This is a genomic window from Velocimicrobium porci (assembly GCF_009696045.1).
GTDB lineage: Bacteria > Bacillota > Clostridia > Lachnospirales > Lachnospiraceae > Velocimicrobium > Velocimicrobium porci.
Window position 1 is genome coordinate 104,615 of record NZ_VUMT01000005.1, and the last position, 22,899, is coordinate 127,513.

At 34.5% G+C, this 22,899-nt stretch carries 17 protein-coding genes and 2 pseudogenes; 13 read left to right on the plus strand and 6 right to left on the minus strand.

The annotated features are described in order from the left end of the window. Positions 1–124 precede the first annotated feature (124 nt). A complete protein-coding gene (locus FYJ58_RS05010) occupies positions 125–1,426 on the plus strand; it encodes an amidohydrolase (protein ID WP_154518151.1) in 1,302 nt (433 codons plus the stop codon). A 29-nt stretch (positions 1,427–1,455) separates the two neighbouring features. Then, on the plus strand, positions 1,456–2,703 hold the full coding sequence (locus tag FYJ58_RS05015) for an adenosylhomocysteinase (protein WP_154518154.1): 1,248 nt from the start codon (positions 1,456–1,458) through the stop codon (positions 2,701–2,703). Between the two features lie 101 nt (positions 2,704–2,804). Here the strand turns inward: FYJ58_RS05015 and FYJ58_RS05020 are convergent, their stop codons facing one another. Then, positions 2,805–3,869 (minus strand): undecaprenyldiphospho-muramoylpentapeptide beta-N-acetylglucosaminyltransferase, encoded by a 1,065-nt coding sequence (locus FYJ58_RS05020; protein WP_154518157.1) that lies wholly within the window; start codon positions 3,867–3,869, stop codon positions 2,805–2,807. A gap of 4 nt (positions 3,870–3,873) precedes the next feature. Then, on the minus strand, positions 3,874–4,116 hold the full coding sequence (locus FYJ58_RS05025; protein ID WP_154518160.1) for a TIGR03905 family TSCPD domain-containing protein: 243 nt from the start codon (positions 4,114–4,116) through the stop codon (positions 3,874–3,876). A 372-nt stretch (positions 4,117–4,488) separates the two neighbouring features. Between FYJ58_RS05025 and FYJ58_RS05030 the strand changes: the two genes are divergently transcribed. The 3 genes from FYJ58_RS05030 (at position 4,489) to FYJ58_RS05040 (ending at position 8,214) form a co-directional block, all read left to right on the plus strand. After that, the gene (locus FYJ58_RS05030) at positions 4,489–5,181 is read left to right on the plus strand and encodes a hypothetical protein (RefSeq protein ID WP_154518163.1); all 693 of its coding nucleotides are present in this window, start codon (positions 4,489–4,491) and stop codon (positions 5,179–5,181) included. A gap of 85 nt (positions 5,182–5,266) precedes the next feature. Beyond that, positions 5,267–6,616: a glucose-6-phosphate isomerase gene (locus FYJ58_RS05035; RefSeq protein ID WP_154518166.1), complete on the plus strand. Its 1,350-nt coding sequence runs from the start codon at positions 5,267–5,269 to the stop codon at positions 6,614–6,616. A gap of 209 nt (positions 6,617–6,825) precedes the next feature. Further along, positions 6,826–8,214 (plus strand): hypothetical protein, encoded by a 1,389-nt coding sequence (locus FYJ58_RS05040; protein ID WP_154518169.1) that lies wholly within the window; start codon positions 6,826–6,828, stop codon positions 8,212–8,214. A gap of 134 nt (positions 8,215–8,348) precedes the next feature. Here FYJ58_RS05040 and FYJ58_RS05045 read toward each other — a convergent pair whose 3' ends face one another. Both FYJ58_RS05045 and FYJ58_RS15420 read right to left on the minus strand, forming a co-directional pair. Beyond that, on the minus strand, positions 8,349–8,516 hold the full coding sequence (locus FYJ58_RS05045) for a DUF362 domain-containing protein (RefSeq protein ID WP_154518172.1): 168 nt from the start codon (positions 8,514–8,516) through the stop codon (positions 8,349–8,351). Between the two features lie 262 nt (positions 8,517–8,778). Next, a pseudogene (locus tag FYJ58_RS15420) lies at positions 8,779–9,797 on the minus strand (helix-turn-helix domain-containing protein). A 424-nt stretch (positions 9,798–10,221) separates the two neighbouring features. On the opposite strand from FYJ58_RS15420, the pseudogene FYJ58_RS15425 reads away from it, so the two are divergent. The 6 genes and pseudogenes from FYJ58_RS15425 to FYJ58_RS05080 all read left to right on the plus strand — a co-directional run. Next, positions 10,222–10,350 (plus strand): annotated as a pseudogene (locus tag FYJ58_RS15425) (IS200/IS605 family transposase); the annotation flags it as partial. Between the two features lie 136 nt (positions 10,351–10,486). Then, a complete protein-coding gene (locus FYJ58_RS05060; RefSeq protein ID WP_154518178.1) occupies positions 10,487–12,220 on the plus strand; it encodes an ABC transporter ATP-binding protein in 1,734 nt (577 codons plus the stop codon). A 13-nt stretch (positions 12,221–12,233) separates the two neighbouring features. After that, complete coding sequence (locus FYJ58_RS05065; RefSeq protein WP_154518181.1) at positions 12,234–14,012, plus strand: ABC transporter ATP-binding protein; 1,779 nt, start codon at positions 12,234–12,236, stop codon at positions 14,010–14,012. 119 nt (positions 14,013–14,131) lie between these two features. Beyond that, positions 14,132–14,341: a DUF1858 domain-containing protein gene (locus FYJ58_RS05070; RefSeq protein WP_154518184.1), complete on the plus strand. Its 210-nt coding sequence runs from the start codon at positions 14,132–14,134 to the stop codon at positions 14,339–14,341. Positions 14,342–14,580: 239 nt separating this feature from the next. Next, on the plus strand, positions 14,581–15,165 hold the full coding sequence (locus tag FYJ58_RS05075; RefSeq protein ID WP_235912559.1) for a GNAT family N-acetyltransferase: 585 nt from the start codon (positions 14,581–14,583) through the stop codon (positions 15,163–15,165). 195 nt (positions 15,166–15,360) lie between these two features. Further along, a complete protein-coding gene (locus FYJ58_RS05080) occupies positions 15,361–17,091 on the plus strand; it encodes a methyl-accepting chemotaxis protein (protein WP_205839160.1) in 1,731 nt (576 codons plus the stop codon). 76 nt (positions 17,092–17,167) lie between these two features. Here the strand turns inward: FYJ58_RS05080 and FYJ58_RS05085 are convergent, their stop codons facing one another. Next, positions 17,168–19,228 (minus strand): 5'-nucleotidase C-terminal domain-containing protein, encoded by a 2,061-nt coding sequence (locus FYJ58_RS05085; RefSeq protein WP_154518190.1) that lies wholly within the window; start codon positions 19,226–19,228, stop codon positions 17,168–17,170. Between the two features lie 309 nt (positions 19,229–19,537). Here FYJ58_RS05085 and FYJ58_RS05090 point away from each other — a divergent pair, with 309 nt between their 5' ends. Together FYJ58_RS05090 and FYJ58_RS05095 are read left to right on the plus strand one after the other, a co-directional pair. Further along, positions 19,538–20,800, plus strand: a complete 1,263-nt coding sequence (locus FYJ58_RS05090; protein ID WP_154518193.1) for an O-acetylhomoserine aminocarboxypropyltransferase/cysteine synthase family protein — start codon at positions 19,538–19,540, stop codon at positions 20,798–20,800. Positions 20,801–21,035: 235 nt separating this feature from the next. Beyond that, positions 21,036–21,599: a biotin transporter BioY gene (locus FYJ58_RS05095; protein ID WP_154518196.1), complete on the plus strand. Its 564-nt coding sequence runs from the start codon at positions 21,036–21,038 to the stop codon at positions 21,597–21,599. Positions 21,600–21,703: 104 nt separating this feature from the next. Here FYJ58_RS05095 and metK read toward each other — a convergent pair whose 3' ends face one another. Then, on the minus strand, positions 21,704–22,891 hold the full coding sequence (gene metK, locus FYJ58_RS05100; RefSeq protein WP_154518199.1) for a methionine adenosyltransferase: 1,188 nt from the start codon (positions 22,889–22,891) through the stop codon (positions 21,704–21,706). Positions 22,892–22,899 lie beyond the last annotated feature (8 nt).

Here is a 22,899-nt window from a genome sequence, read left to right on the forward strand (position 1 = left end):
ACCAAATTATAGAAACTATGTCACTAGAATTCGTCGAAACTACCAAAAAGCTGCTTTCGGTTGCAAGAAAATATTGCCTATTGTATAATTAACAGTAACAGAAAAAAGAAAGGATGTTCATCAAATGGGAATTTTATTAAAAAATATACAAATGCTTTTATATACAGAGAAAGGACCGGTTGTAAAGAGAGATAATATTTATATCGAAGACCGTATTATCAAAGCAATTGGTGAAAGACCGGATACTTTTTCAGAGGACAAGGTTATAGATGGAACGGATCGCTTTGCCATCCCGGGTATGATTAATGCTCATACACATTCCTATATGGCTTTTTTAAGGAATGTTGCCGATGATTTATCCTTTATGGATTGGCTGTTTGGAACGATTGATCCATTGGAACAAAAAATGAGCAGTGAAGATGCTTATTGGGGTGCTAATCTTGCAATTTTAGAAATGATGAAGAGTGGAACAACTTGTTTTAATGATATGCAGATGAACATTCATCAGACAACAAGAGCCGTGAAAGAATCCGGAATGCGTGCGGTTATTTGCCGTGGTCTGGTAGGAAGCGGAAATGATGAAGCAGGAAGAATCCGATTAAATGAAGCTTATGAAGAAAGGGAAGCGTTTAAAGATTGTGACCGTTTAAACTTCTTTTTAGGACCGCATGCTCCATATACATGTGATGAGGAATATTTAAAAATTGTTGCATCCGAAGCGAAGAAAGAAAAGATGGGAATCCATATTCATCTTGCAGAAAGTTTGTCAGAGATGGAAGGCTGTGCAGAAAAATATCACTGTACACCAATTGAACTGGCCGAGCGTTGTGGTTTATTTGATGTTCCGGCAATTGCTGCTCACTGTGTTAATGTAAATGATGGGGATTTAGATATATTAAAAGAAAAAAATGTAAGTGTTGTAACAAACCCGGCAAGTAATATGAAATTAGGAAATGGATTTGCGCCGGTTGCTAAAATGTTAGAAAAAGGAATCAATGTGTGCCTTGGAACGGATGGTGCTGCAAGTAATAATTCTCTTAATATGTTCCATGAGATGAATTTGCTTTCATTAATTCATAAAGGTGTAGCAAAAGTACCACAATGTATTAGTGCGAAGGAAGCCATTCAGATTGCAACAATAAATGGTGCGAAAGCGCTTGGACTGGAGCAGCAAATCGGTTCAATTGAAGTGGGAAAAAAGGCAGACCTTGCAATTATCAACTTAAGAACTCCATCATTTATGCCGAAAAACAATTTGATTGCCGGTTTAGCATATTCAGCAAATGGTTCAGAGGTAGAAACGGTAATTATTGATGGAACAATTACAATGGAAAATCGCAACGTATTAACAATGGATGAAGAAAGAATTTATTTTGAAATGGATCAGATTTTGAAAAAAATGGGTTTGGAAAATAAAGTATATTAAAATTTAGTACCATAATAGGAGGAAAGAAGATGAATAGTGAAATCAGGGATATTAGCTTAGCAAGCTTAGGTGAACGAAAAATTGAATGGGTAAAAAGAAACTGTGATCTTCTTCGCACATTAGAAGAAGAATTTGCTAAGACAAAGCCATTTACAGGAAAGAAAATCGCACTATCTGTACACTTAGAAGCGAAGACAGCGTATCTTTGCAAGGTATTGGCGGCAGGTGGTGCAGAAATGTATATAACGGGTTCGAATCCATTATCAACACAGGATGACGTTGCAGCTGCGTTAGTGGAAGCGGGATTAGAAGTACATGCATGGTATAACGCAACACCAGAAGAATATAATAATCATATCCGTAAAGTATTAGAGCCGGGACCTAATATTATTATTGATGATGGCGGGGACTTAGTACACATGATGCATACGGAATTTACGGATTTAATTCCAAATGTAATCGGTGGTTGTGAAGAAACAACAACGGGTATTATCCGATTGATGGCAATGGATAAAGCTGGGGAGTTAAAATTCCCTATGGTAATGGTAAATAATGCGGATTGTAAGCATCTTTTTGATAATCGTTATGGAACGGGACAGTCTGTATGGGATGGAATTAACCGTACAACAAATCTTATCGTAGCAGGTAAAATTGTAGTAGTTGCCGGCTATGGTTGGTGTGGAAAAGGTGTTGCAATGCGTGCAAAAGGCTTAGGTGCGAAAGTAATTGTAACAGAGATAAATCCAGTGAAAGCAATTGAAGCGGTCATGGATGGTTTTGAAGTGATGCCAATGAAGGAAGCAGCAAAGGTTGGAGATTTCTTTGTAACAGTAACAGGATGTAACAAGGTTATTGATGAAGAAGATTTTAAAGAAATGAAAGATGGAGCAATTCTTTGTAACGCAGGTCATTTTGACTGTGAAATTGATATGGCCAGATTGAGAGAAATTGCTGTTGAAACAAGAGAGCAAAGAAAGAATATTATGGGCTATAAGCTTCCAACCGGACAATGGATTTTCGTATTAGCAGAAGGAAGGCTTGTGAACCTTGCAGCAGGAGATGGACATCCGGCAGAGATTATGGATATGAGCTTTGCAATTCAGGCATTAAGTGCAAAATATCTTGTTGAGCATGCAGATTCTTTGAATGAAAAATTAATTGTTGTGCCAAAAGAAGTTGATATGGATGTTGCAAGAAGAAAATTACATTTCTTGGGAAAAGAATTAGATGTACTTACAAAAGAACAAGAAGCATACTTGAATAATTCCAGTTTGTAAAAAAACAGGGGATTTGGAAAAGACAGAATTATAGAGAAGGGACTGTTGCAAGATGGAAGTTTGAAAAACTCAGATTGTAACAGCCCTTTTCTATTAAATGATTATTTAGCAGATGAATTAATAAGTTCTACGATAGTTTCAATTGAATTACTAAGAGGACTTTTTTTCATTGCTTCGATATAATTATCTTTATTCTTATAGACAGAGTTAACAGCTTCCAGTAGTGCCTCTTTTGATAGATTTTCTTCAGGAAGCAGATAGCTGAATCCTTGCTTTTTAAAGGATTTTGCATTCAAAATCTGATCACCGCGGCTTGCGGCAGCAGATAATGGAACAAGAATATTTGGTTTGCGAAGAGCAAGAATTTCGCAAATCGCATTTGCACCGGCTCTTGAAATAATAATATCTGATGCTGCGAATAAATCGCATAATTCCTGCTTTATGTATTCAAATTGAACATAGCCCTTTGTATTATTTAGGGAAGGGTCCAGTTTATCTTTTCCACATAGATGAATGACCTGGAACTGTTTTAAAAGTTCAGGTAGAATTCCACGAACTGCTTCGTTTACAACGGCAGAGCCAAGACTGCCTCCAATTATTAAAAGAACAGGTTTTTCACTTGAAAATCCGCAAAACTTCAAGCCTTGTTCTTTGCTGCCTAAAAATAACTCTTGTCGGATAGGAGAGCCTGTTAAAACAGCCTTTTCCTGGGGTAAGTTCTTTAACGTTTCTGGAAAGTTCGCACATATTTTTGTAGCACACGGAATACAAATTTTATTTGCAAGTCCCGGGGTCATATCTGACTCATGGATAATTGTAGGAATTCTTCTGCGTTTTGCGGCTAGAACGACAGGAACTGATACAAAACCGCCTTTTGAAAATACAACATTTGGTTTTAATTTTTTTAGAAGCGAGGATGCTTCTCTATAGCCTTTTATTACTTTAAATGGGTCGCTGAAATTTTTGGGGTCAAAATATCTTCTAAGTTTTCCAGAAGATATTCCATAGTAAGGAATATCAAGTTCTTCAATTAATTTTCGTTCAATTCCATCATAGGAACCGATATAATGTACTTCGTAACCTTCTTCTCGAAGTCGTGGAAGAAGGGCTATATTTGGTGTAACGTGTCCGGCAGTTCCACCGCCGGTTAAGACGATTCGCTTCATGTTACTAAGCCTCCAATGTTTCTTTTAATGCTTTTGCAAGCTGGTCAGGACATGAAGTGCCTTTAAATCCACATTGTACACCCTCTAGACGTTTAATTACATCTTCTACTTTCATGCCACAGACTAAATTTGCGATTCCTGCAGTATTGCCGGCACAGCCTCCAACAAATTCTACTGATTTCACTGTATCACCATCTAATTCAAAATGGATTTCTCTTGAACATACTCCTTTTGTTTTATAAGTCATAGTAATTCAATCCTTTCTTTTTCTATTTTATGCGTATCCTCATTTTATACTATCCGGTATTTTTTTTCAATGCTATGATACCAGGGTCAAAAGGTCATGCTTTTCATGCTAGCATGAAAAAGCATGACTTTGACCCCAACATCATGCTATTGATTTTTCGAATTTTGAATAAAAGTTTTAAGGGTTCGACAAATAATTCGATGATATCGTTCCTTGATTTTTCGGATGATTTTTTTCATTTAATAAAAAAATGAATCTTGTTTTTATAAAAAATGTAGGTTTTTGTCTAACGATTTTTTTGCTAAAAACCTTTAAAAATAATAAATCTTGTGCTATATTGTATGACAAATCTTGGAAAGAGGGGAAAGGAAAATGATATATGACATTTTTAAAGAATTGGTAAAAAATGATGTAATGGTTTATGCAATGACGGTGCTTGGCACGATTGGGGTTTTATCGTCGCTTTTAAGCAGCTTGTTATACAGAAGATTAATAAAAGCTTCAGCAGATATGGGAAATTCAAAACATAAGTTAATGAAGTCGATGTGTCTTCGCTTTGAAACTTGTTACAAATTAAAAATTGGTGTGCATAATGTGGATAGTTTTGTGGATAAATATGTTTATAGGCATAAATTTTGTGGGATATTGTTATACACATGGGAGAGAATATGTGGACAAGCTATTGCAGCCTGTCTTGCAATTACTATAATTTTCACGTTTTTAGGGTACTATTATGATTGTGGAAAAGATATGATTTTATTCACATTGGGGTTGGGGATTAGTGTGTCAACTATGTTGATAGCTTTTCAAGTTATGTTAGATTTAAATAAAAAGAAAGATATTTTAGCGACTAATATAAGTGACTACCTGGAAAATTATTTAAAGGCAAAACTGGAAAATGAATATTTTAGTCCGGAAGAATTAGAGCAATATCGAAATGCTTATTTTAATAAAACAGAAGATTCGGAAGATGAGTCTGACGAGGCAATTAAGACAATAGAGGCAGAATCGGATGCAGAAAAGGAACGGATTTTAGAAGAAGTCCTGAGGGAGTATTTGGCATAAATAAATATTGCGAAAAAAAGCTCCTTTTGATAAAATAAGAATGATTAAAAGTAAGAGAAATAAATATGAAAAGGAGCAATGGGTTATGGATAAAAATGTAGTATTTGATTATTCGCTTGCGAGCAGGTTTATTGCAGATGATGAGCTGAGCATGATACAAACAAGTGCAGAATCTGCTAAAAAAACTTTAGTAGAGAAAACCGGGGCAGGTCATGATTTCCTGGGATGGATTGATTTACCCGTTAATTATGACAAAGAAGAATTTGAACGAATTCAAAAGGCAGCAGATAAGATAAAAAATGACTCTGAAGTTTTGGTTGTAATCGGAATTGGCGGCTCTTATCTTGGAGCGAGAGCAGCAGTGAGTTTTTTAAGACATAGTTTTTACAACCGTGTATCGAAAGAGATTCGTAAAACGCCGGAGATTTATTATGCAGGAAATAGTATCAGCAGTACATATTTAAGCCATTTAATTGAGGTAATTGGAGAACGTGATTTTTCTGTTAATGTAATTAGTAAGTCAGGTACTACAACGGAGCCGGCGATTGCATTCCGTGTATTTAAGAACTTGTTAGAGAAAAAATATGGAAAAGAGGAAGCGGCAAAAAGAATTTATGCAACAACAGATAAAGCGAAGGGAGCATTAAAAAATCTTGCAACCGAAGAAGGATATGAAACATTTGTTGTTCCGGATGATGTAGGCGGACGTTTTTCTGTATTGACAGCGGTCGGTTTACTTCCTATTGCTGTAAGTGGGGCTGATATTAAGGCATTAATGGATGGTGCTGCCACGATGAGGGACATGTGTCTGAATCGTTCTTTTGAAGAAAATGATGCTTTGAAATATGCAGCAATTCGTAATATTTTAAATCGGAAGGGAAAAGAAGTAGAGATTTTTGCCAATTATGAGCCTTCTTTCCACTATATTGGAGAGTGGTGGAAACAATTGTATGGCGAGAGTGAAGGAAAGGATAAAAAAGGTATTTTCCCGGCTGCAGTTGACTTGACAACAGATCTTCATTCGATGGGGCAATTTATTCAGGATGGTTCTAGAATTATGTTTGAAACCGTTCTGGAATTGGAAAAGCCGGTTTGTGACATTGTGATTGAAGAAGAGGCAGTAGACTTAGATGGTCTTAATTATCTTGCTGGAAAAGATATGGATTTTATTAATAAAAGTGCAATGAAAGGTACATTACTTGCGCATACGGATGGTGACGTTCCAAACCTTCTTATAAAAATTCCAGATCAATCCGAATATAGCTTAGGTCAGTTATTCTATTTCTTTGAGTTCGCCTGTGGCGTAAGTGGCTATATGCTTGGAGTTAATCCATTTAATCAGCCGGGGGTTGAAAGTTATAAACGAAATATGTTTGCACTGCTTGGAAAACCAGGATTTGAAGCTGAGCGTGAAGAATTATTAAAGAGATTATAAAATAAAAGTGATTGGAACTACCATGCAGGGTGTTTTAACTGCATGGTAGTTTTGCATATAAAATGGTTTTATTAGTAAGATCCTTATAAGATAAGGAAAATTAAGGTAGTCTTTAATGTTTTTTAAGAAAATTAAGGATTAATTGCGCTATAATAACAAACTGTAATTAAAAATTATAAAAGAAATTAAAAAATAGAAGGAGCGAGTAGATGTATTTAGAAAGAAAAAAAATTTTAATAAAAACAGCAGTAACAGCACTGACAATTATATCGTTAGCAGGGGGAATACTTCCACAAAGGGCAAAGGCTGAAAGTACGCAGTTATATGTTCAAAGCACAACGGATAAAAATTTTGACATTCAAAGAAATGTAGGATATCTTGTTCCCGGATTAACAGAAGAAAATGTAAATCAAAGATTAACAAGCCTTTTGGGGACTTTGGACAAGAAAGTATCTGCGGAGGAACGTAAAAAAGCATATGATATGCTTGCTAAAATTGTGAGCCTTGAAAAAATGCGCCGAGAAGAAAAAGTATACAATCCAAGTAAGCTAGAAAACATATATATGACTCGTTTAAATGACTATTTAAATCAATTGACAATAAAATATTTTCCAGATGCAAAAAAAATAGCAGAAGAATTAGAAGATGCTTATGTTCAAACTCCTTCTGTTCAAAACCCAATTATTGAAAATCTCAAATCTGTTTTATCAAAAAAGGATTACCAGAAAGTAAAAAAATTATATGAAAACTATATTAAAACGGATGGAGATATTGAACAGACCGCGGATGATATTTATGAAATTCTTTCGAAATATAAAGAGCTAAAAGCGGAGGCTGTATTACTTAATATTTTTACAGCAGATAATGGAACTGTGGCACAGTTTACAATTAATACTTCTAATATGACATTAAAGTATCAGGACCCAACCGGTACAGGGATTAAAAAACTGACCAAAAAGCAGATTACAAAATATAAACAGGCATGGAAGGAATTAAGAAAGATTATTCCGGATTCTATGTTAAAGAACTTTAAAGAGTTTGATATTTCAACAGATGGCAAGTATGGTGTTCTTGCATTTGTGCAGAATATAGACGAAAAAGGGAAAACATGGAAAATCAGCATTGATCCGGCTGATATGGATGATAAAGTTGAGTTTGCAAATACAGTAATTCATGAATATGGGCATTATCTGTCTTTGAATGATACACAAGTTACTTATGCAAATGAAAATATGGATGAAGATTCTATGATCGATGACTTTGATCTTTATAGAGAACCTTCCATGATAACGAAGAAAAATTCTTATCTAAATCAATTCTACAATAAGTATTGGAAGGATTTTGCAATTGACAGAGATATTAATACAAGTAGTCAATTATTTTATTTTAGACATAGTAATCAATTTATTGATACATATGCATCTACAAGCTGTGCAGAAGATTTTGCAGAATGTTTTTCTTTCTATGTATTGCCATCAGGTGAGAAGCTGACAAAAGAACAGCAGGAAAAGTTGGACTTTTTTGATCAGTTTAAGAAAGTGAAAGAGATTAAAACACAGATTCTTTCTAATATGAAAAAAAATAATATTATAATGTAAGTGTCAAAAGTCTAAAATGCGATTGTGCTTGCACAAAGTGCGTAGTCATCCGTAGGTATCAGCTAGCATTATAAGTATAAACATACAAAAGGACTATCGTAAACTTAGAGTTTATGATAGTCCTTTGTATGTAATTAACCTTCGATTGCACCTGTTGGACATGCAGCAGCACAAGCGCCACAATCTAAGCAAGCATCTGCGTCGATTTCGTATTTTCCATCTCCTTCAGAGATAGCGCCTACTGGACATTCAGCTTCACATGTTCCACAGCTTACACAAGCATCAGTAATTGTATGTGCCATAATTATTTTCCTCCTTCTTACTTGATAAGCTTTATTTTAATATAAAAAGCGTCATAATACAAGTGAAAATATATAACAAAATAAGTAGAAAATTATGATTAAAACTATAATACCAATTAATATTTTGATAAAAGAATAACAAAAGCTGACTTGTAAAACCAAATTCCGTATGAAAGAGTAAATTCCACAGGCTAGGTACAGTTTTTGTGAAATTTCTGTTTTGACAGCGATTTGCAAAAATATGGTGACTACACTTGTCGCATTATTTTAAAAGCGAAGGTGTAAGGTTTACAGTGTCAGGCTCAATATATTTGAGCTGCAAGGTCCGGAGCATATTTTTCTAAAGCAAGCATATATGGTGTCATTCCTCCGAGTTTCTCTCTAGGATATGAATTGATATGGTCACACATTTTCGAACGTCCCATTGGGTAAGATGCTCAAAAACAGTTCCTTTCGGAAGTATCATTCGAAGAAGAGTATGCACTTGTTAGAACCTTTGGTAGAAATAACCGTATCCATTTCTATAAACTTAGCATGTTTAAGTGTTTGGAAACCGGCATAAGTTCTGCCTATAAATGCCTTGCGGTCCACAATCCCTTTTTTGGTAGTTTTGCGGGGGTTAAACTTGACTTTTCGTTTTAAGTCAATATCCCGAACAAGAAGGACTTGCTGATTGATATAGTTGTAGAGCCCTTTGACGATCACATTCAATTCTGGATGATTGTTTGCAATAACGTAAGGTGATTGACCTTGTTTTATTAATGGGACAATTATGGGATTCATTGCTAGTGCTTCTTGTCTAGTTAGATTAACTCCCTGGCGTGAAGAAGACCGAAGTTCTTCCTATTTTCGTTGTGCAAACTTAGCGTTATAGGTGTATTTATGAGGAACCGTACAATGACTTTTTTGTTTATCGCAACCATTACAAACATAAGGTGCCCTGTTCAGACGACTGCATTCTTCTTTTACAAAATCCTTGCAGACTTGATTACATTTCATACATGACGCGCATTTGGTGTCACAAATAAAAAGCTTATTGAATGCATTAGTTTTACGGCATTTGAAGCGTTTTGTACAAAAGTTGTGTGGATTGTTAAATATCCTTTTGGGATGAATGTCATCCATTCGATGTAAGCGTATTTCTTTTGAAATAGTGGTTGGATTTTTGCATAAGAACTTAGCAATCTCTCTAAATGAAAGACCTTGATCGAAAGAGTTCTCAATGTACTGTCTGTTATGTAAAGTAAGATGTTTTTGGTTCCTTGGAATACTGTTTGACATAATGATTCTCCTATCTACGCTGTCATAACGTTGATAGGAGTCTACCATATATTGTAAATGTGTGAAAGACTTAATTCCACTTAGGTATAAAAATGCACGACTTAATTCTACTTGTCTTAGGAGAAGTGGAATTTACTTTTTCATTTTAAGATAATAACAAAAAAGGAAAAAAGTATTTTAGTTCTTTGTTTTTTAGTTTATAATGTAGGTGGTGTATATTTATAATGAAATCGGAGGGTGTATGGATGAGGAAAAATAATGTGGGTAAAATTATTTACGGTATAAGGGTTAAAAATAAATGAAAAGTCTAATCCCCCAGCTATGCTGGGGAGAATAGAGTAAGTGGAAACGTAGAGGATGCCATAAAAAAGCCTCCTATGTTAAAATGAGAATGGTGTCGCAAGACAATCTCAAAAATAGGAGGCGGTCCAAATGGACAATAAAAGTTTATCACATACAAAATGGAAATATTACGGATGAAGCTGTACAAAAGTATATAAAGGAGCAAGCAGAAGAGTCTAGAAAAGAAGATTCAAAAGGTACCGCATTGTAAGCGGACCAGTATTAATGCTTGCGACACCGCCCTTCGGGGCGAGCAGTAACATAGCCCTTAGGAGGGCTAATATCAAACCACCACTTGAAGTGGTGGTTGGTGACTTAGTTAGAAATAACAAAAAAGGGAGGAGATTATGAGAAAAGCGATAAAGGGATTGGAAGTAAAGCGAAAAAAGTATTCTTTCTTATTAGAGCTAATTGCAGTTTTACTTACTATTTTAGCTATTGTTTTATCAAATTTACTTGGAAAATTTACAAACAATATAGTAGAGATTAACAGAAATGGAATAATTAAAATAACCTGTTTACTTGCCATCCTCTATGTTTTGCAAATATTGTTTGAATATTTTTATGTATATATTCAAAGCTGCTACGAGTCACATACAATGAGGACTCTGCAAATGAAATGCTCTGAGATAATTAATCGTGCAGATATAAGGTGGTTAGAAAAACAAAAAACAGGAGATTTAATCAGCCGTTTTCAACTGGAGGTTGAGCATACAACCCAGCTATTAACTGGTATTTTGCCACAGATGTTATTTCAAACTACAAAAATATTATTATTTAGTTTTGTTATGTTTTATTTAAATGTGCGTTTGACCTTGATTTATTTAGGAATGGTGGCAATTATAGTTGTCTTGCAATTTTTTCTTAGTAAACCTGTTGAGAAAGTTGCATATAAAAAGAAAGAAAAAGTAAGTTATTCAAATGTTTTGGCGCAAGATATTTTATCGCAAAAAAAGACAATAAAGATATTTAACGCCTCGTCGTTGGTGAGAAAATGGTATCAAAAGAGGATGGATGAAGAGTATAAATCAGCAATACATGAACAGATAATTTCTGCACCCATTCAGACATTAGGACTAATTTGTGGTATTTTACCTATTTTGACGCTATGTTTTATTGGATTAGTTTTTTTATCAAATAAGGAAATTACACTTGAAGAATTTATGACAATTTATTTTTTAGCAAATACGTCAATGATTGATTTGTTACATTATGCAACTGTTTTTACAAAATATAGAAGTACATACGCTTCAGTAAAACGTTTATCAGAGGTATTGGACGTTCCGGTTGAAGAAGAAAACAAGAAAATTGTATATGATTCAGGGGATAAAGATGGTAGCTTAGTATCATTTGAACATGTATGGTTTTCTTATGATTCTGCCAATACAGAGGAAGATAAATGGATTTTGAAAGATGTTTCTTTTAAGATAAATAAAGGGGAAAAAATTGCATTTGTAGGAAAAAGCGGTTGTGGGAAGTCTACAATATTGAATTTACTTGCAGGTTTTTTTATTCCAACAAAGGGAGAAATAAAAAGAGCAGGCAGTTCTTATAAGGATATGAACTTAAGTCAAATACTTACAGAGTTATCAATAGTTTCGCAAAAAGGATTTTTGTTTGCTGATACTATAAAAAATAATATATTGATGGGGAAAAATGGGAAAATTGATGAAGAGAGTTTTAGATTAGTTTGTGAAAGTGCACAAATTAATGCTTTTATGGGCAATCTTGCAAATGGGATTGAAACTCAGGTGGGAGAACGTGGAAGTGCTTTAAGTGGAGGACAACTTCAACGTGTTATGATTGCGCGAGCATTACTAAAAGATGCTTCTATTTTTTTACTAGATGAGGCAACATCTGCTTTGGATGCGGAAACTGAAAAAAACTTGCAGATAGCAATTGAAAAAAACTTTCCAGATCAAACTAGAATTTCTGCTGCTCATCGTTTAGATACAGTTAAAAATGCGGATTGTATTTATGTAATGAAACAGGGAAGAATCGTAGAACAAGGAACGCATAATGAGCTAATGGCTTTTAATAGTTATTATAGAAAGTTATATGAGAAAATAGGGCAGGAGTAAGAGGGGGTAAAAAATGTTCAGTATAAATAGAAAATGGAAAAAAGATTTATCATTATATCAAAGATTGTTATCTTATGAAAAAGGAAGAATTACAATTGTTTTAATTAGTGTAGTTATTGGAGGTATATCAACTTTTTTGATATTTAGCACAATTGGAGTAATGCTTCAAAATATTATCAGGATAAGCGAATTACCAGATGCGAATAATATTTTGAAGGATACGGTTTCCTATCTCTTATTTGTTTTTTTGTTTTCGATCATAAGTGGATTTGCACCGGTTGGAGTTGCCTATGGTGAAGAATATGCAAAAACGAAATTGAAAGAGGATTTACTTTTTAATTGGACCAATGGAAATGAGGCGAATACAGAGGAATTAAAAAATAGTGATGTATTAGTACGATTAAATGACGATATAAATAAAGCGGTTGATTTAATTGGAAATTATATAAATCTGTGGTATATTAATCCAATTATTTCGGGGATTCTTTCTTTATTTGTGGTTTCATCTATTGATATCAAAATTGGGATTTATTGTATTGCATGTTCTTGTATGCAGTTATTTATTATAAAACCGGTTTTAAAAAGAACGGTTCGAATAAAAGAGAAAATTCAAGGTCAAAAGTCAAAAATAGTATCAGCTTTTTCTGAAATGATAGTGGGATCAAAGGAAATAAGAGTATTTTGCTTAAAAGAAAGTCAAATGAAGAAAATGAGTCAATTAAGCGAAACGTTAATGAATCAAAATATTTCATACGGAAAATTATATGGGATAAGAAAAGTCAGTCTTACATTAGGAGATTTTTTTAATGTTGCAGGTATTCTTATTTTAGGTGCGTATCTATCGGAAATAGGAGTGATTCGTTTTAGCCAAATTATGTTGGCAATTCCTTTATCTGATCAGATTACTCAGTTGGTCAATGGAATAATAAGTATTGCTTCTGTATATGCGGAAAGGCTTCCCTCGCTTTATCGCATTTTTGAGTTGATTGATTGTGAACAGGAGAAGAATTTTACATTAAAGGATATGGAGATTGGTGAAAATATGCCTGCAATTGAGTTTAATGATGTGACATTTTCCTATAAAAATGGAATTCCGGTTTTAGAAAATCTTACATTTTCAATTCCACATGGTTGTACAGTGGCATTTGTTGGAGAAAGTGGGAGTGGAAAGACATCAATTTTTCAATTATTGTTAGGATTATATATACCGCAGAAAGGAAATATAAAGTTATACAATCAATCAATTGAGGAAGTAGGGTTAAAAGAATGGAGAAAATGTTTTTCTTATGTAGAGCAGTCGACTCCGCTATTTGATACATCGATAAAAGAGAATCTTAAAATTGGAAATGCGAATGAAATGGTTACAGAAGACGAAATGGAACAGGCATTAAAAGAGGCATATGCTGATGAATTTATTTGTAATCTAAAAAACGGTTTGGATTACGAAGTGTCAGAAGCAGGCAGGGGACTGTCAGGGGGACAAAAACAAAGAATTGCAATTGCAAGAAGTTTTCTCCGAAAAGCTCCAATTATGTTGTTAGATGAGGCAACAGCTGCATTGGATAATGAATCAGAAAAAATGGTACAGAGAGCAGTTTATGAAGCGAAGGAAAATCGCACTATACTTATGGTAGCTCATAAGCTAGAAACGGTTTGTGAAGCGGATATCATTTATGTATTAAAACATGGGAAAATTGTCGAGCAGGGGACTCATTATGAATTATTAGCCAAAGAAAAAGAATATGCAAAACTTTGGAACATACAGCATTCCAAGATGTCATTAACAAGTTAAAAGAAATAAAAAATAATAAGAGGCTAATGTACTTGACGTAATTTTAGGGATATTTTATAATAACAGGGTATTGAAATGAAAGAAAATACAGCTCGATTTATAATAAAGGAGGCATTGTAATGGCTGAGATAACAAAAGAAACATTAATTGGTGAAATTATTGCAAATCATAGAGAGGTAGCGCCTATTCTTATGCAGGCGGGCATGCACTGTTTAGGATGTCCATCTGCCCAAGCTGAAAGTTTGGAAGAGGCATGTATGGTACATGGAATTAATGTGGATGATTTGGTAATTCAGATTAATGGTTTTCTTGAAGTAAATAAGCAATAATTGATTTGTAGAGTTTTGAAATAAGTATTAGGATAAGAGCACTAAAAAATAAAATTTTTATGACAATTATAAGAATTTTGTTTTTCAGTGCTCTTATTTTTTGAAAATTCATTTGGAGAATAGGCAAATGTTATTGAAAAAATATCAAGAAAATAATATAATAAACACCTAAGGTATTGGGAGGAGAAAGGGGAAATATTTTTTATTACATTGAGCGATGGGATTGGGTTGAAAGAATTATGAAAGGAAAGGATATATGCGTTGCCCTTTCTTTCAACTTGTTTTATGGGGCAATATCGCTGACTTGCGATAGCATGGGTAGAAAAATGGAAATTAGACCAATAAAAGAAGAAGACGCAAAAGAATTTCTTGAGATGTTATTGAAGTTGGATAAGCAGACGGAATTAATGACATATGAGGTAGGAGAACATCCGCCGGAATTGGACAATATTTTAACAGCAATCCGTATTTGTGAGAAAAAAGATAACTTATTGCTGGTTGCCTTAGAAGAAGCAAAAATTATAGGTTTTTTGGGTGCTGCCCGAGGAGAATTTAATCGAAGCCGACATTCGGTATCTATAACTATAGGAATATTGGAGGATTATCGCCATCAGGGAATTGGAAGTGCGATGTCTGAGCAGATGGAACAGTGGGCGAGAAGGGCTGGGATTGTAAGGCTTGAATTGACGGTTATATGTCATAATACACAGGCGGTACGTTTATATGAAAAAAAAGGATTTTTTATTGAGGGAATTCGAAAAAAATCTTTATTTGTAAATGGAAAATACATTGACGAGTATTATATGGGAAAAATTTTGGTATAAATCAATTTAACGTTATATTTGATATTGTTGATAAAATTATAGAAAAAGGAAGATAGATGACTTAGTTCGTTTATCTTCCTTTTTTCGCGTTTTGTAAAGTTTTTCTGAAAAAACTATTTAAAAAGCGAAAAAATGTGTTATACTTAAAATGTAGAATTTATTTAGTTACTTGTTTTAAAATTAGGAGGAATGAAAATGAAAAACAGAAAAAATATTTCTGTAAAAGTACGTTTACTAGTGGTTTTTCTTGTCTTTGGACTTTTTACGATTGTACTTGGCGTGTCTTCTGCTTATAATTTGGGCAGGACAAAAGAACGGTCCGAAAAAATCTCAGAGATTGGAATTCGAAATCTGATTGATTTTGATGAAATTACTAGTATAAGTGAAAAAACACAAAAGCTTGTTTATGTATTACGCGATACTACAGATGAAGAAGAAAAAAAGAGCTGTCTTGATAATTTCAAGCTTTATGAAGAAAATGCTTATTATTATTTGGATGAGGCAGAAAAAAATGCAGAACAGGGGCAAAAGGAGAATCTTGCTTCTTTGCGCTCTGGTCTTGATGAGTTATTTGCAAATGTACAAATTGCTACAGCCGCCGCGAATTCCAAGGATATGCAGGCATTTGGAAAAGCGATTGAATCAAATAAAAAGGCAAATGAAACAATCAGCACTGCAATAGGAGAATTAGTTACTGCCAATGATAGTATGATTAAATCTGTAACAAAAGAACAGGACGATATTCTAAAGAATTCAATTAGGGTAGCGATTGGTCTTGGAATCGTTACAATTGCATGGTTGATTCTTGCAATTTTTAATGTAAACAGATGCATTATTAATCCACTTAAAAAGTTAGAAACGAAGCTAAATGAAATTATTGAAAGTATTCAACAAAATCGAGGCGATTTATCAATACGGGTTCCGATAAGGAAATACGATGAAATTGGAAGAGTTGCTTTTAATATTAATAAGTTTATTGATACGCTTGAAAAAATTATTGGAAAAGTTACATATAATGCAGGTGAGTTGGACAGTATCATTGAAAATGTTATGAATAAAATTGTAAGAGCGAATGACAGTAGTAGTGATATTTCTGCTGTAATGGAAGAGCTTGCAGCTTCTATGGAGGAAGTTTCAAGAGTTGCCGTTGATATTAATTCTGATACAGAAAGTGCGAATGATGAAGTTGGTAGCATGGCAAAAGAAGCTGAGAATATGGTTGCTTACTCGAAAGAAATGAAGATTCGGGCGGGTGAGATGGAAGCCTCTGCATTAGAAACAAAAGAGAGCACAAACCAAGTTGTTACCGAGATTGTACAAAATCTTGAGGTGGCAATTGAAAATAGTAAAAGTATTGCAGAAATCAGTAATCTTACAGAAGATATTCTTGCTATTTCCGGTCAGACTAATTTACTTTCGTTAAATGCTTCTATCGAGGCAGCCAGGGCTGGAGAAGCAGGAAGAGGATTTGCTGTTGTAGCGGATCAGATTCGTGAACTTGCGGATTCAAGTAAGGAGGCGGCAAGTAATATACAGCAGCTAAATAGTGAAATTGTAAGGGCGTTTGATGAACTGATTGAAAATTCAAAATCTATGGTTTCTTATATTAATGAAACAATTCTTACAGATTATGATAACTTTGTTGAGGTTGGTAAAAAGTATAATGAGGATGCGGCACATCTAAATCAAACGATGGATGGATTTGCAAGGAAAAATGATGATCTTGCAAATATAATGGATGCAATTGCAAAACGGATGGATGGAATTGCCAGATCTGTAGATGAAGGAAGTCGTGGCGTTATGAGTGCAGCAACTAATGTAACAACATTAGTTGAAGATGTGAGTGATATTCATAATGAGATGAATCGAAATGAAACAATTGCAAAATCGCTGAAGGAAGAAACCGATAGCTTCCTCGTAAGATAAGAATAAAAAGAGTCCCATCAATAACAATTGAAGTTGTTGATGGGATTCTTTTTTGCTATATAAATGTTAGTTCTGTTTATTTAGCCTTTACTGTTAATTTGCAAGAAACTGATTTTCCGTTTACAGTTGCTTTAATTGTAGTAGTACCGGCTTTTTTAGCAGTAACTTTACCTTTGCTTGTGATAGAAGCTACTTTTTTGTTGCTGGATGACCATTTAACAGTACCATTTAGGCCATAAGCTTTTGCTTTAAAAGTATATGTTTTACCAACTTTTAATTGTTTTGTAGAAGCTGTCATCTTTACGACAGGGTTCTTAACAGTAACTTTTAACTGTAATTTGTAAGTTGTGTTGTTTTGTGTAACTTTTGCAGTGATAGTAGCAGTACCGGCTTTTTTAGCAGTAACTTTACCTTTGCTTGTCACAGTAGCAACTTTTTTATTGCTGGATGTGTATGTAACTTTTGCATCATCTGCAAGAGATTTGATATTTACGTTAAAGGACTGACCTTTGTAAATTGTTTTTTTCTTAGCTGTTGTTGGAACTGTTACAGGTTTTGTGCCTTCTGTAAAACGGGCAGCTGCATCAACTTTTAAAGGTCCTTCTTTTCCTAATTTAGTAACTTTTTCGATTAAAGATTCATTATCTGCTACATTTGTATTTACAGAAGATACAACGTCTGTAACGAATGCAGTATATTTATTACCACCTGTTGCAAGGTATTGATTTGTTACTAATGTATATACTTTATCCATTTGGATTGGAGTTCCGTCTGCTAAACGAACATCAAATACTTGTTGGTCCTCTGGAAGACTTAAATCATATTTTGCAGTAAGACCAGACATCTGCATGTTGGAAGAGTCATTTCCGACAACTTGTTCTAATAATTTAACAATCTGACTACCTTTCATTTCAATTTTATAGATTAAGTTACCGAATGGAGCCACTGTATAAATGTCGTTTACTGTAAGTTTTTTTGCGTCAAAGTTAGTACGGATACCACCATCATTGCAGAATGCAAAGTCTACACCTTCATCATAACGCATCATATCTGTAATCCAGTTACCCATTACGGATGTTAGAGAACCTTCGATTAAATCTCTTGTTAAAGCTACAGGTAAGTCTGCAATTTCTTTATTAAGTAATGGTGCAACTTCATCTACTGCAGTATTAGAAATATTAATGATTGTTGTATCAAAATCAGTTTTGTTTGCATCTGTACATACTAATTTTGTAGGGTCTGCATTAATATCAACAAATTCTGGTGTAGTTACAGTTACTTTATTATCAGCAGAAATTGTCATTGTTGCTTTTGCAAATCCTCTTGCTTCTTTGTATCCCTGACCATAAGGAATACCATTGCTGCCTACACCTACTTTGATTTGGTGGGAGTGACCGCCAAATACAGCATCAATGTATCCTGCTTCGAATTTTTCAACACATTCCTGAGCGTCATCGTGAGCTAATACGATAACTGCATCCGCTTCTTTTGATGTTTTTAACTCTTTTGCGAGTTTATTAACGATAGAAGCATCTTCGCTAATTGTGTAAGGAGCGATTCTTTCAGCCATAATATCTACAGAATATTCATCTGCCCAACCGATAATAGCGATTTTTTTGCCACTTCTTTCAACAATTGTATAAGGTTTTGCAAAATCTACTAATTTGCCTGTGCTTTTAACAAAGATATTGGAAGCGAGCATTGGAATATTGCTGTTTGCCAATGTAGCATTTTTTGTAGTAACTTTTTCAATGCCCCAGTCAAATTCATGGTTACCAACTGCAGAAGCATCAAATTTCATAGCATCTAAAGTCTGAATTAAATATTTTCCATAAGAAAGGTTAGATAGAGGAGTTCCCTGAAAAGTATCTCCACCATTTAAAATAATAGTATCGCCTTTTGCTTTGTAATCATTAAATAACTTAGCCATATAAGCCATTCTGTACTGGAAAGAAGACTTTTCTTTACTTGGAGTCTCAACCAGATGTCCATGGATATCGGTTGTTTCAAGAAGTGTAATAGTTACGTCCCCCGTTGCAGCCTTTGCGTTGTTTACAGGTACATTAATCATACCGAAAACTAATGCAAGGACTAGCAATAAAGATAATGTTTTTTTCATTTTTTTTGTTAGTTGCATTCGCTTTTCCTCTCTTTCTTTTTAAAGATAAATGATTCACAAATGATTTTACTCATTGTGAATTTGTATTATAGCATATTTTGGACAATATAGCAAACTCATATGGGTATTTTTTTGAAAAAATTGTGTTAAATAACAGGGACGCATGTCCTTTTGTTTTAAATGGTTAGACAAATGCACTAATTTAGATTGGTTAATAAGATTAGGTAATAGAAAGTGAATTTGGTGTGATTTGTTGAATATTTATATTGCGAAAAGAAATAAGAACTTCTATAATAAATAAAAAACAATAAGGGGGATTGAGTTGAAATGAAAGACGAAACAAAGTGTTTACATTCCGGTTATACACCTGAAAATGGAGCGCCTAGGGTTATGCCGATTGTTCAAAGTACAACTTATACATTTGACTCTACGGAGCACATAGGAGAATTGTTTGATATGCCTACGGCACATATGTATTCTCGTTTTTCGAATCCTACAGTTGAATGTGTGGAAAAGAAAATTGCTGATTTGGAAGGTGGAGTTGGTGCAATGTGTACATCTTCCGGGCAGGCGGCATCGTTACTTTCAATTTTGAATCTTTGTTCAGCAGGGGATAGTTTTATTAGTACATCAACGATTTATGGAGGAACTGTTAATTTATTTGCCGTTACTTTAAAACGTTTTGGAATCGAGTGTATTTTTGTAGATGCAGAAGCATCTGAGGAAGAGATTCAAAGTAAATTTAAGGAAAATACAAAAGCAGTGTTTGGCGAAACTTTAGCGAATCCGGCACTTGCTGTTTTAGATATCGAAAAGTTAGCTGCTATTGCACATAAGAATGGTGTTCCTCTTATTATAGATAATACATTTGCTACACCTGTATTGTGCAAGCCATTTCAATTTGGAGCAGACATTGTAATTCACTCAACAACAAAATATATGGACGGACATGCTCTGCAAGTTGGAGGTGTTATTGTTGACAGTGGTAATTTTGATTGGGAGAATGGAAAGTTTCCGGAATTTACAGAACCGGATGAATCTTATCACGGAGTAATTTACGCCCGAGATTTTGGAAAACAGGCTTATATTGTAAAAGCAAGAATGCAACTAATGAGAGACTTTGGCTGTTATCCTGCAGCACATTCGGCATTTCTGTTGAATCTGGGGCTTGAAACACTCCCAATTCGGATGGAACGTTATTGTGAAAATGCACTGAAAGTTGCAAAGTATTTTCAACAGTCGGATAAAATTGAAGAAGTTAAGTATTCTGCTCTTCCAGAAGATGAATATTATCAAAGAGCAAAAAAGTATCTTCCAAAAGGAAGTTGTGGAGTGATATCAATTGTAATTAAAGGCGGAAAGGAAAACGCTGTTAGATTTATGGATGGTCTGAAATTAGCTTCGAATGAGGTTCATGTTGCAGATATTCGCACTTGTGTTTTACATCCGGCGAGCGCAACACATCGACAGTTGACAGACGAACAGTTAATTGCAGCAGGCGTTAATCCTGGTCTGATTCGTGTATCTGTTGGCTTGGAGAATGTAGAGGATATTATTGCAGATATTGAACAGAGCTTAGAAAAATTGTAAACTTATGTGGTAAAGAGGTTGTCGCAAAATGATTTTTTGTAACAACTTCTTTATTATTTTATTGTTTTGATAATAAAACAATTTATTAATTGTAAACTTTTTTAAAAATATAGTTGACAATTGGAATAGGAATGAGTATACTACGATTGAAAGAAATTAGGAAATGTAGAAGAAAATTGTAAAAGAAACACTGGAATGTACAAGCATTTTAGGTGAGAAATGGGGATGTGAAGAGATGAGAGAGAAAAAAATGAACACAAGGGATGTAGTTTTAACAGGAATGCTTACAGCAGTATTGGCAGTAATGTCGCAGATTAGTATTCCATTGCCAAGTGGGGTACCAATTACGTTACAGACATTTGGTGTTGCGTTATGTGGAGCTGTTTTAGGATGGAAGCTTGGAACTATTGCAGTTTTTGCATATGTACTTTTAGGAATGGTTGGTGCACCGGTTTTTGCAGGCTTTCAAGGTGGTATAGCAATTCTATTAGGTAAGACCGGAGGTTTTATATGGGGATTCATTATAATGGCATTGTTATGTGGGGCGGCACAAAGTATGAAAAATAAATGTCTGGCAAGTTTGGTTGGAATAGCTGGATTGGCGATTGACCATATTTTGGGAGTGGTTGGATTTGCAATTTTAACGGGTGTTGGATTGAAACAATCGTTTTTACTGGTATCATTACCATTTTTATTAAAAGACATTATTAGTGTGCTTGGAGCATTTGCGATTGCTGCCATTTTACATAAGCAGTTGCTGGCAGCGAATTTGTTTGGTGTGCAGGAGAAAAAACTGTAATATATGTTTTTTTTAAAATGAGAAGTTATAGAATAAAAAAGTATCGGAGATATTTTGTAGTTGTCAGGAACAATTAAAATATCTCCGATTTTTGTTTTACTATTTTATAAGTATTTTTTTAAAATATCAACTTTGTCAAGTGCTTCCCAAGGAAGATTTAAATCAGTTCTTCCAAAGTGTCCGTAAGCTGCTGTTTGTTTGTAGATAGGTCTTCTTAAATCTAACATTTTGATAATTCCGGCAGGACGAAGATCAAAGTTATCACGAATAATGGCTACAAGTTCGTCATCTTTTAATTTACCTGTTCCGAATGTATCAACCATGATCGAAGTTGGGTGTGCAACACCGATTGCGTAGGAAAGTTGGATTTCACATTTATCGGCCAAACCTGCAGCAACAATATTTTTCGCTACATAACGAGCCGCATATGCTGCAGAACGGTCAACTTTTGTGCAGTCTTTACCAGAGAAAGCACCACCACCATGACGTGCATATCCACCATAAGTGTCAACAATAATTTTTCGACCTGTCAGACCACTGTCACCATTTGGTCCGCCAATAACGAAACGACCAGTTGGGTTGATAAAATATTTTGTATTTTCGTTTACCAATTCAGCAGGTAAGACAGCATCAATTACATACTTTTTGATATCTTCATGAATTTGTTCCTGTGTAATCTCAGCAGCGTGTTGGGTAGAAATTACGACTGCGTTGATATGTACAGGTTTACCATTTTCGTCATATTCAACAGTAACCTGTGATTTTCCATCAGGACGTAGGTATCCTAAAGTACCATTTTTACGAACTTCTGTTAATTTACGTGTTAACTTGTGTGCTAAGGCGATTGGATAAGGAAGGTATTCTTCTGTTTCATTGGAAGCGAAACCAAACATCATACCTTGGTCACCGGCTCCAATTGCTTCAATATCGCTGTCGGACATCTGATTTTCTTTTGCTTCTAATGCTTTATTAACACCCATTGCAATATCAGCAGACTGTTCATCTAAAGCCACAATAACACCGCATGTGTTTGCATCGAAGCCTTTATCAGAAGAATCATAGCCGATTTCGCGAATTGTATCACGAACGATTTTTTGAATGTCAACATATCCTTGTGTTGTTACTTCACCCATAACTAATACAAGACCGGTTGTGATTGCTGTTTCACATGCAACACGGCTCATAGGGTCTTGTTCTAATAATGCATCTAATACTGCATCGGAAATCTGATCACAAATTTTATCAGGATGTCCTTCGGTAACTGACTCTGATGTAAATAATAATTTTTCCATTTTATATG

Excerpts from the sequence above, each read along its gene's own strand:
- FYJ58_RS05080 (WP_205839160.1), top strand. The coding sequence starts at position 15,361 with ATGAAAAACAGAAAAAATATTTCTGTAAAAGTACGTTTACTAGTGGTT.
- FYJ58_RS05065 (WP_154518181.1), top strand. The coding sequence starts at position 12,234 with ATGTTCAGTATAAATAGAAAATGGAAAAAAGATTTATCATTATATCAA.
- FYJ58_RS05070 (WP_154518184.1), top strand. The coding sequence starts at position 14,132 with ATGGCTGAGATAACAAAAGAAACATTAATTGGTGAAATTATTGCAAAT.
- FYJ58_RS05040 (WP_154518169.1), top strand. The coding sequence starts at position 6,826 with ATGTATTTAGAAAGAAAAAAAATTTTAATAAAAACAGCAGTAACAGCA.
- metK (WP_154518199.1), bottom strand. The coding sequence starts at position 22,891 with ATGGAAAAATTATTATTTACATCAGAGTCAGTTACCGAAGGACATCCT.
- FYJ58_RS05045 (WP_154518172.1), bottom strand. The coding sequence starts at position 8,516 with ATGGCACATACAATTACTGATGCTTGTGTAAGCTGTGGAACATGTGAA.
- FYJ58_RS05085 (WP_154518190.1), bottom strand. The coding sequence starts at position 19,228 with ATGCAACTAACAAAAAAAATGAAAAAAACATTATCTTTATTGCTAGTC.
- FYJ58_RS05035 (WP_154518166.1), top strand. The coding sequence starts at position 5,267 with ATGGATAAAAATGTAGTATTTGATTATTCGCTTGCGAGCAGGTTTATT.
- FYJ58_RS05010 (WP_154518151.1), top strand. The coding sequence starts at position 125 with ATGGGAATTTTATTAAAAAATATACAAATGCTTTTATATACAGAGAAA.
- FYJ58_RS05090 (WP_154518193.1), top strand. The coding sequence starts at position 19,538 with ATGAAAGACGAAACAAAGTGTTTACATTCCGGTTATACACCTGAAAAT.
- FYJ58_RS05075 (WP_235912559.1), top strand. The coding sequence starts at position 14,581 with ATGAAAGGAAAGGATATATGCGTTGCCCTTTCTTTCAACTTGTTTTAT.
- FYJ58_RS05025 (WP_154518160.1), bottom strand. The coding sequence starts at position 4,116 with ATGACTTATAAAACAAAAGGAGTATGTTCAAGAGAAATCCATTTTGAA.
- FYJ58_RS05095 (WP_154518196.1), top strand. The coding sequence starts at position 21,036 with ATGAGAGAGAAAAAAATGAACACAAGGGATGTAGTTTTAACAGGAATG.
- FYJ58_RS05020 (WP_154518157.1), bottom strand. The coding sequence starts at position 3,869 with ATGAAGCGAATCGTCTTAACCGGCGGTGGAACTGCCGGACACGTTACA.
- FYJ58_RS05015 (WP_154518154.1), top strand. The coding sequence starts at position 1,456 with ATGAATAGTGAAATCAGGGATATTAGCTTAGCAAGCTTAGGTGAACGA.
- FYJ58_RS05030 (WP_154518163.1), top strand. The coding sequence starts at position 4,489 with ATGATATATGACATTTTTAAAGAATTGGTAAAAAATGATGTAATGGTT.
- FYJ58_RS05060 (WP_154518178.1), top strand. The coding sequence starts at position 10,487 with ATGAGAAAAGCGATAAAGGGATTGGAAGTAAAGCGAAAAAAGTATTCT.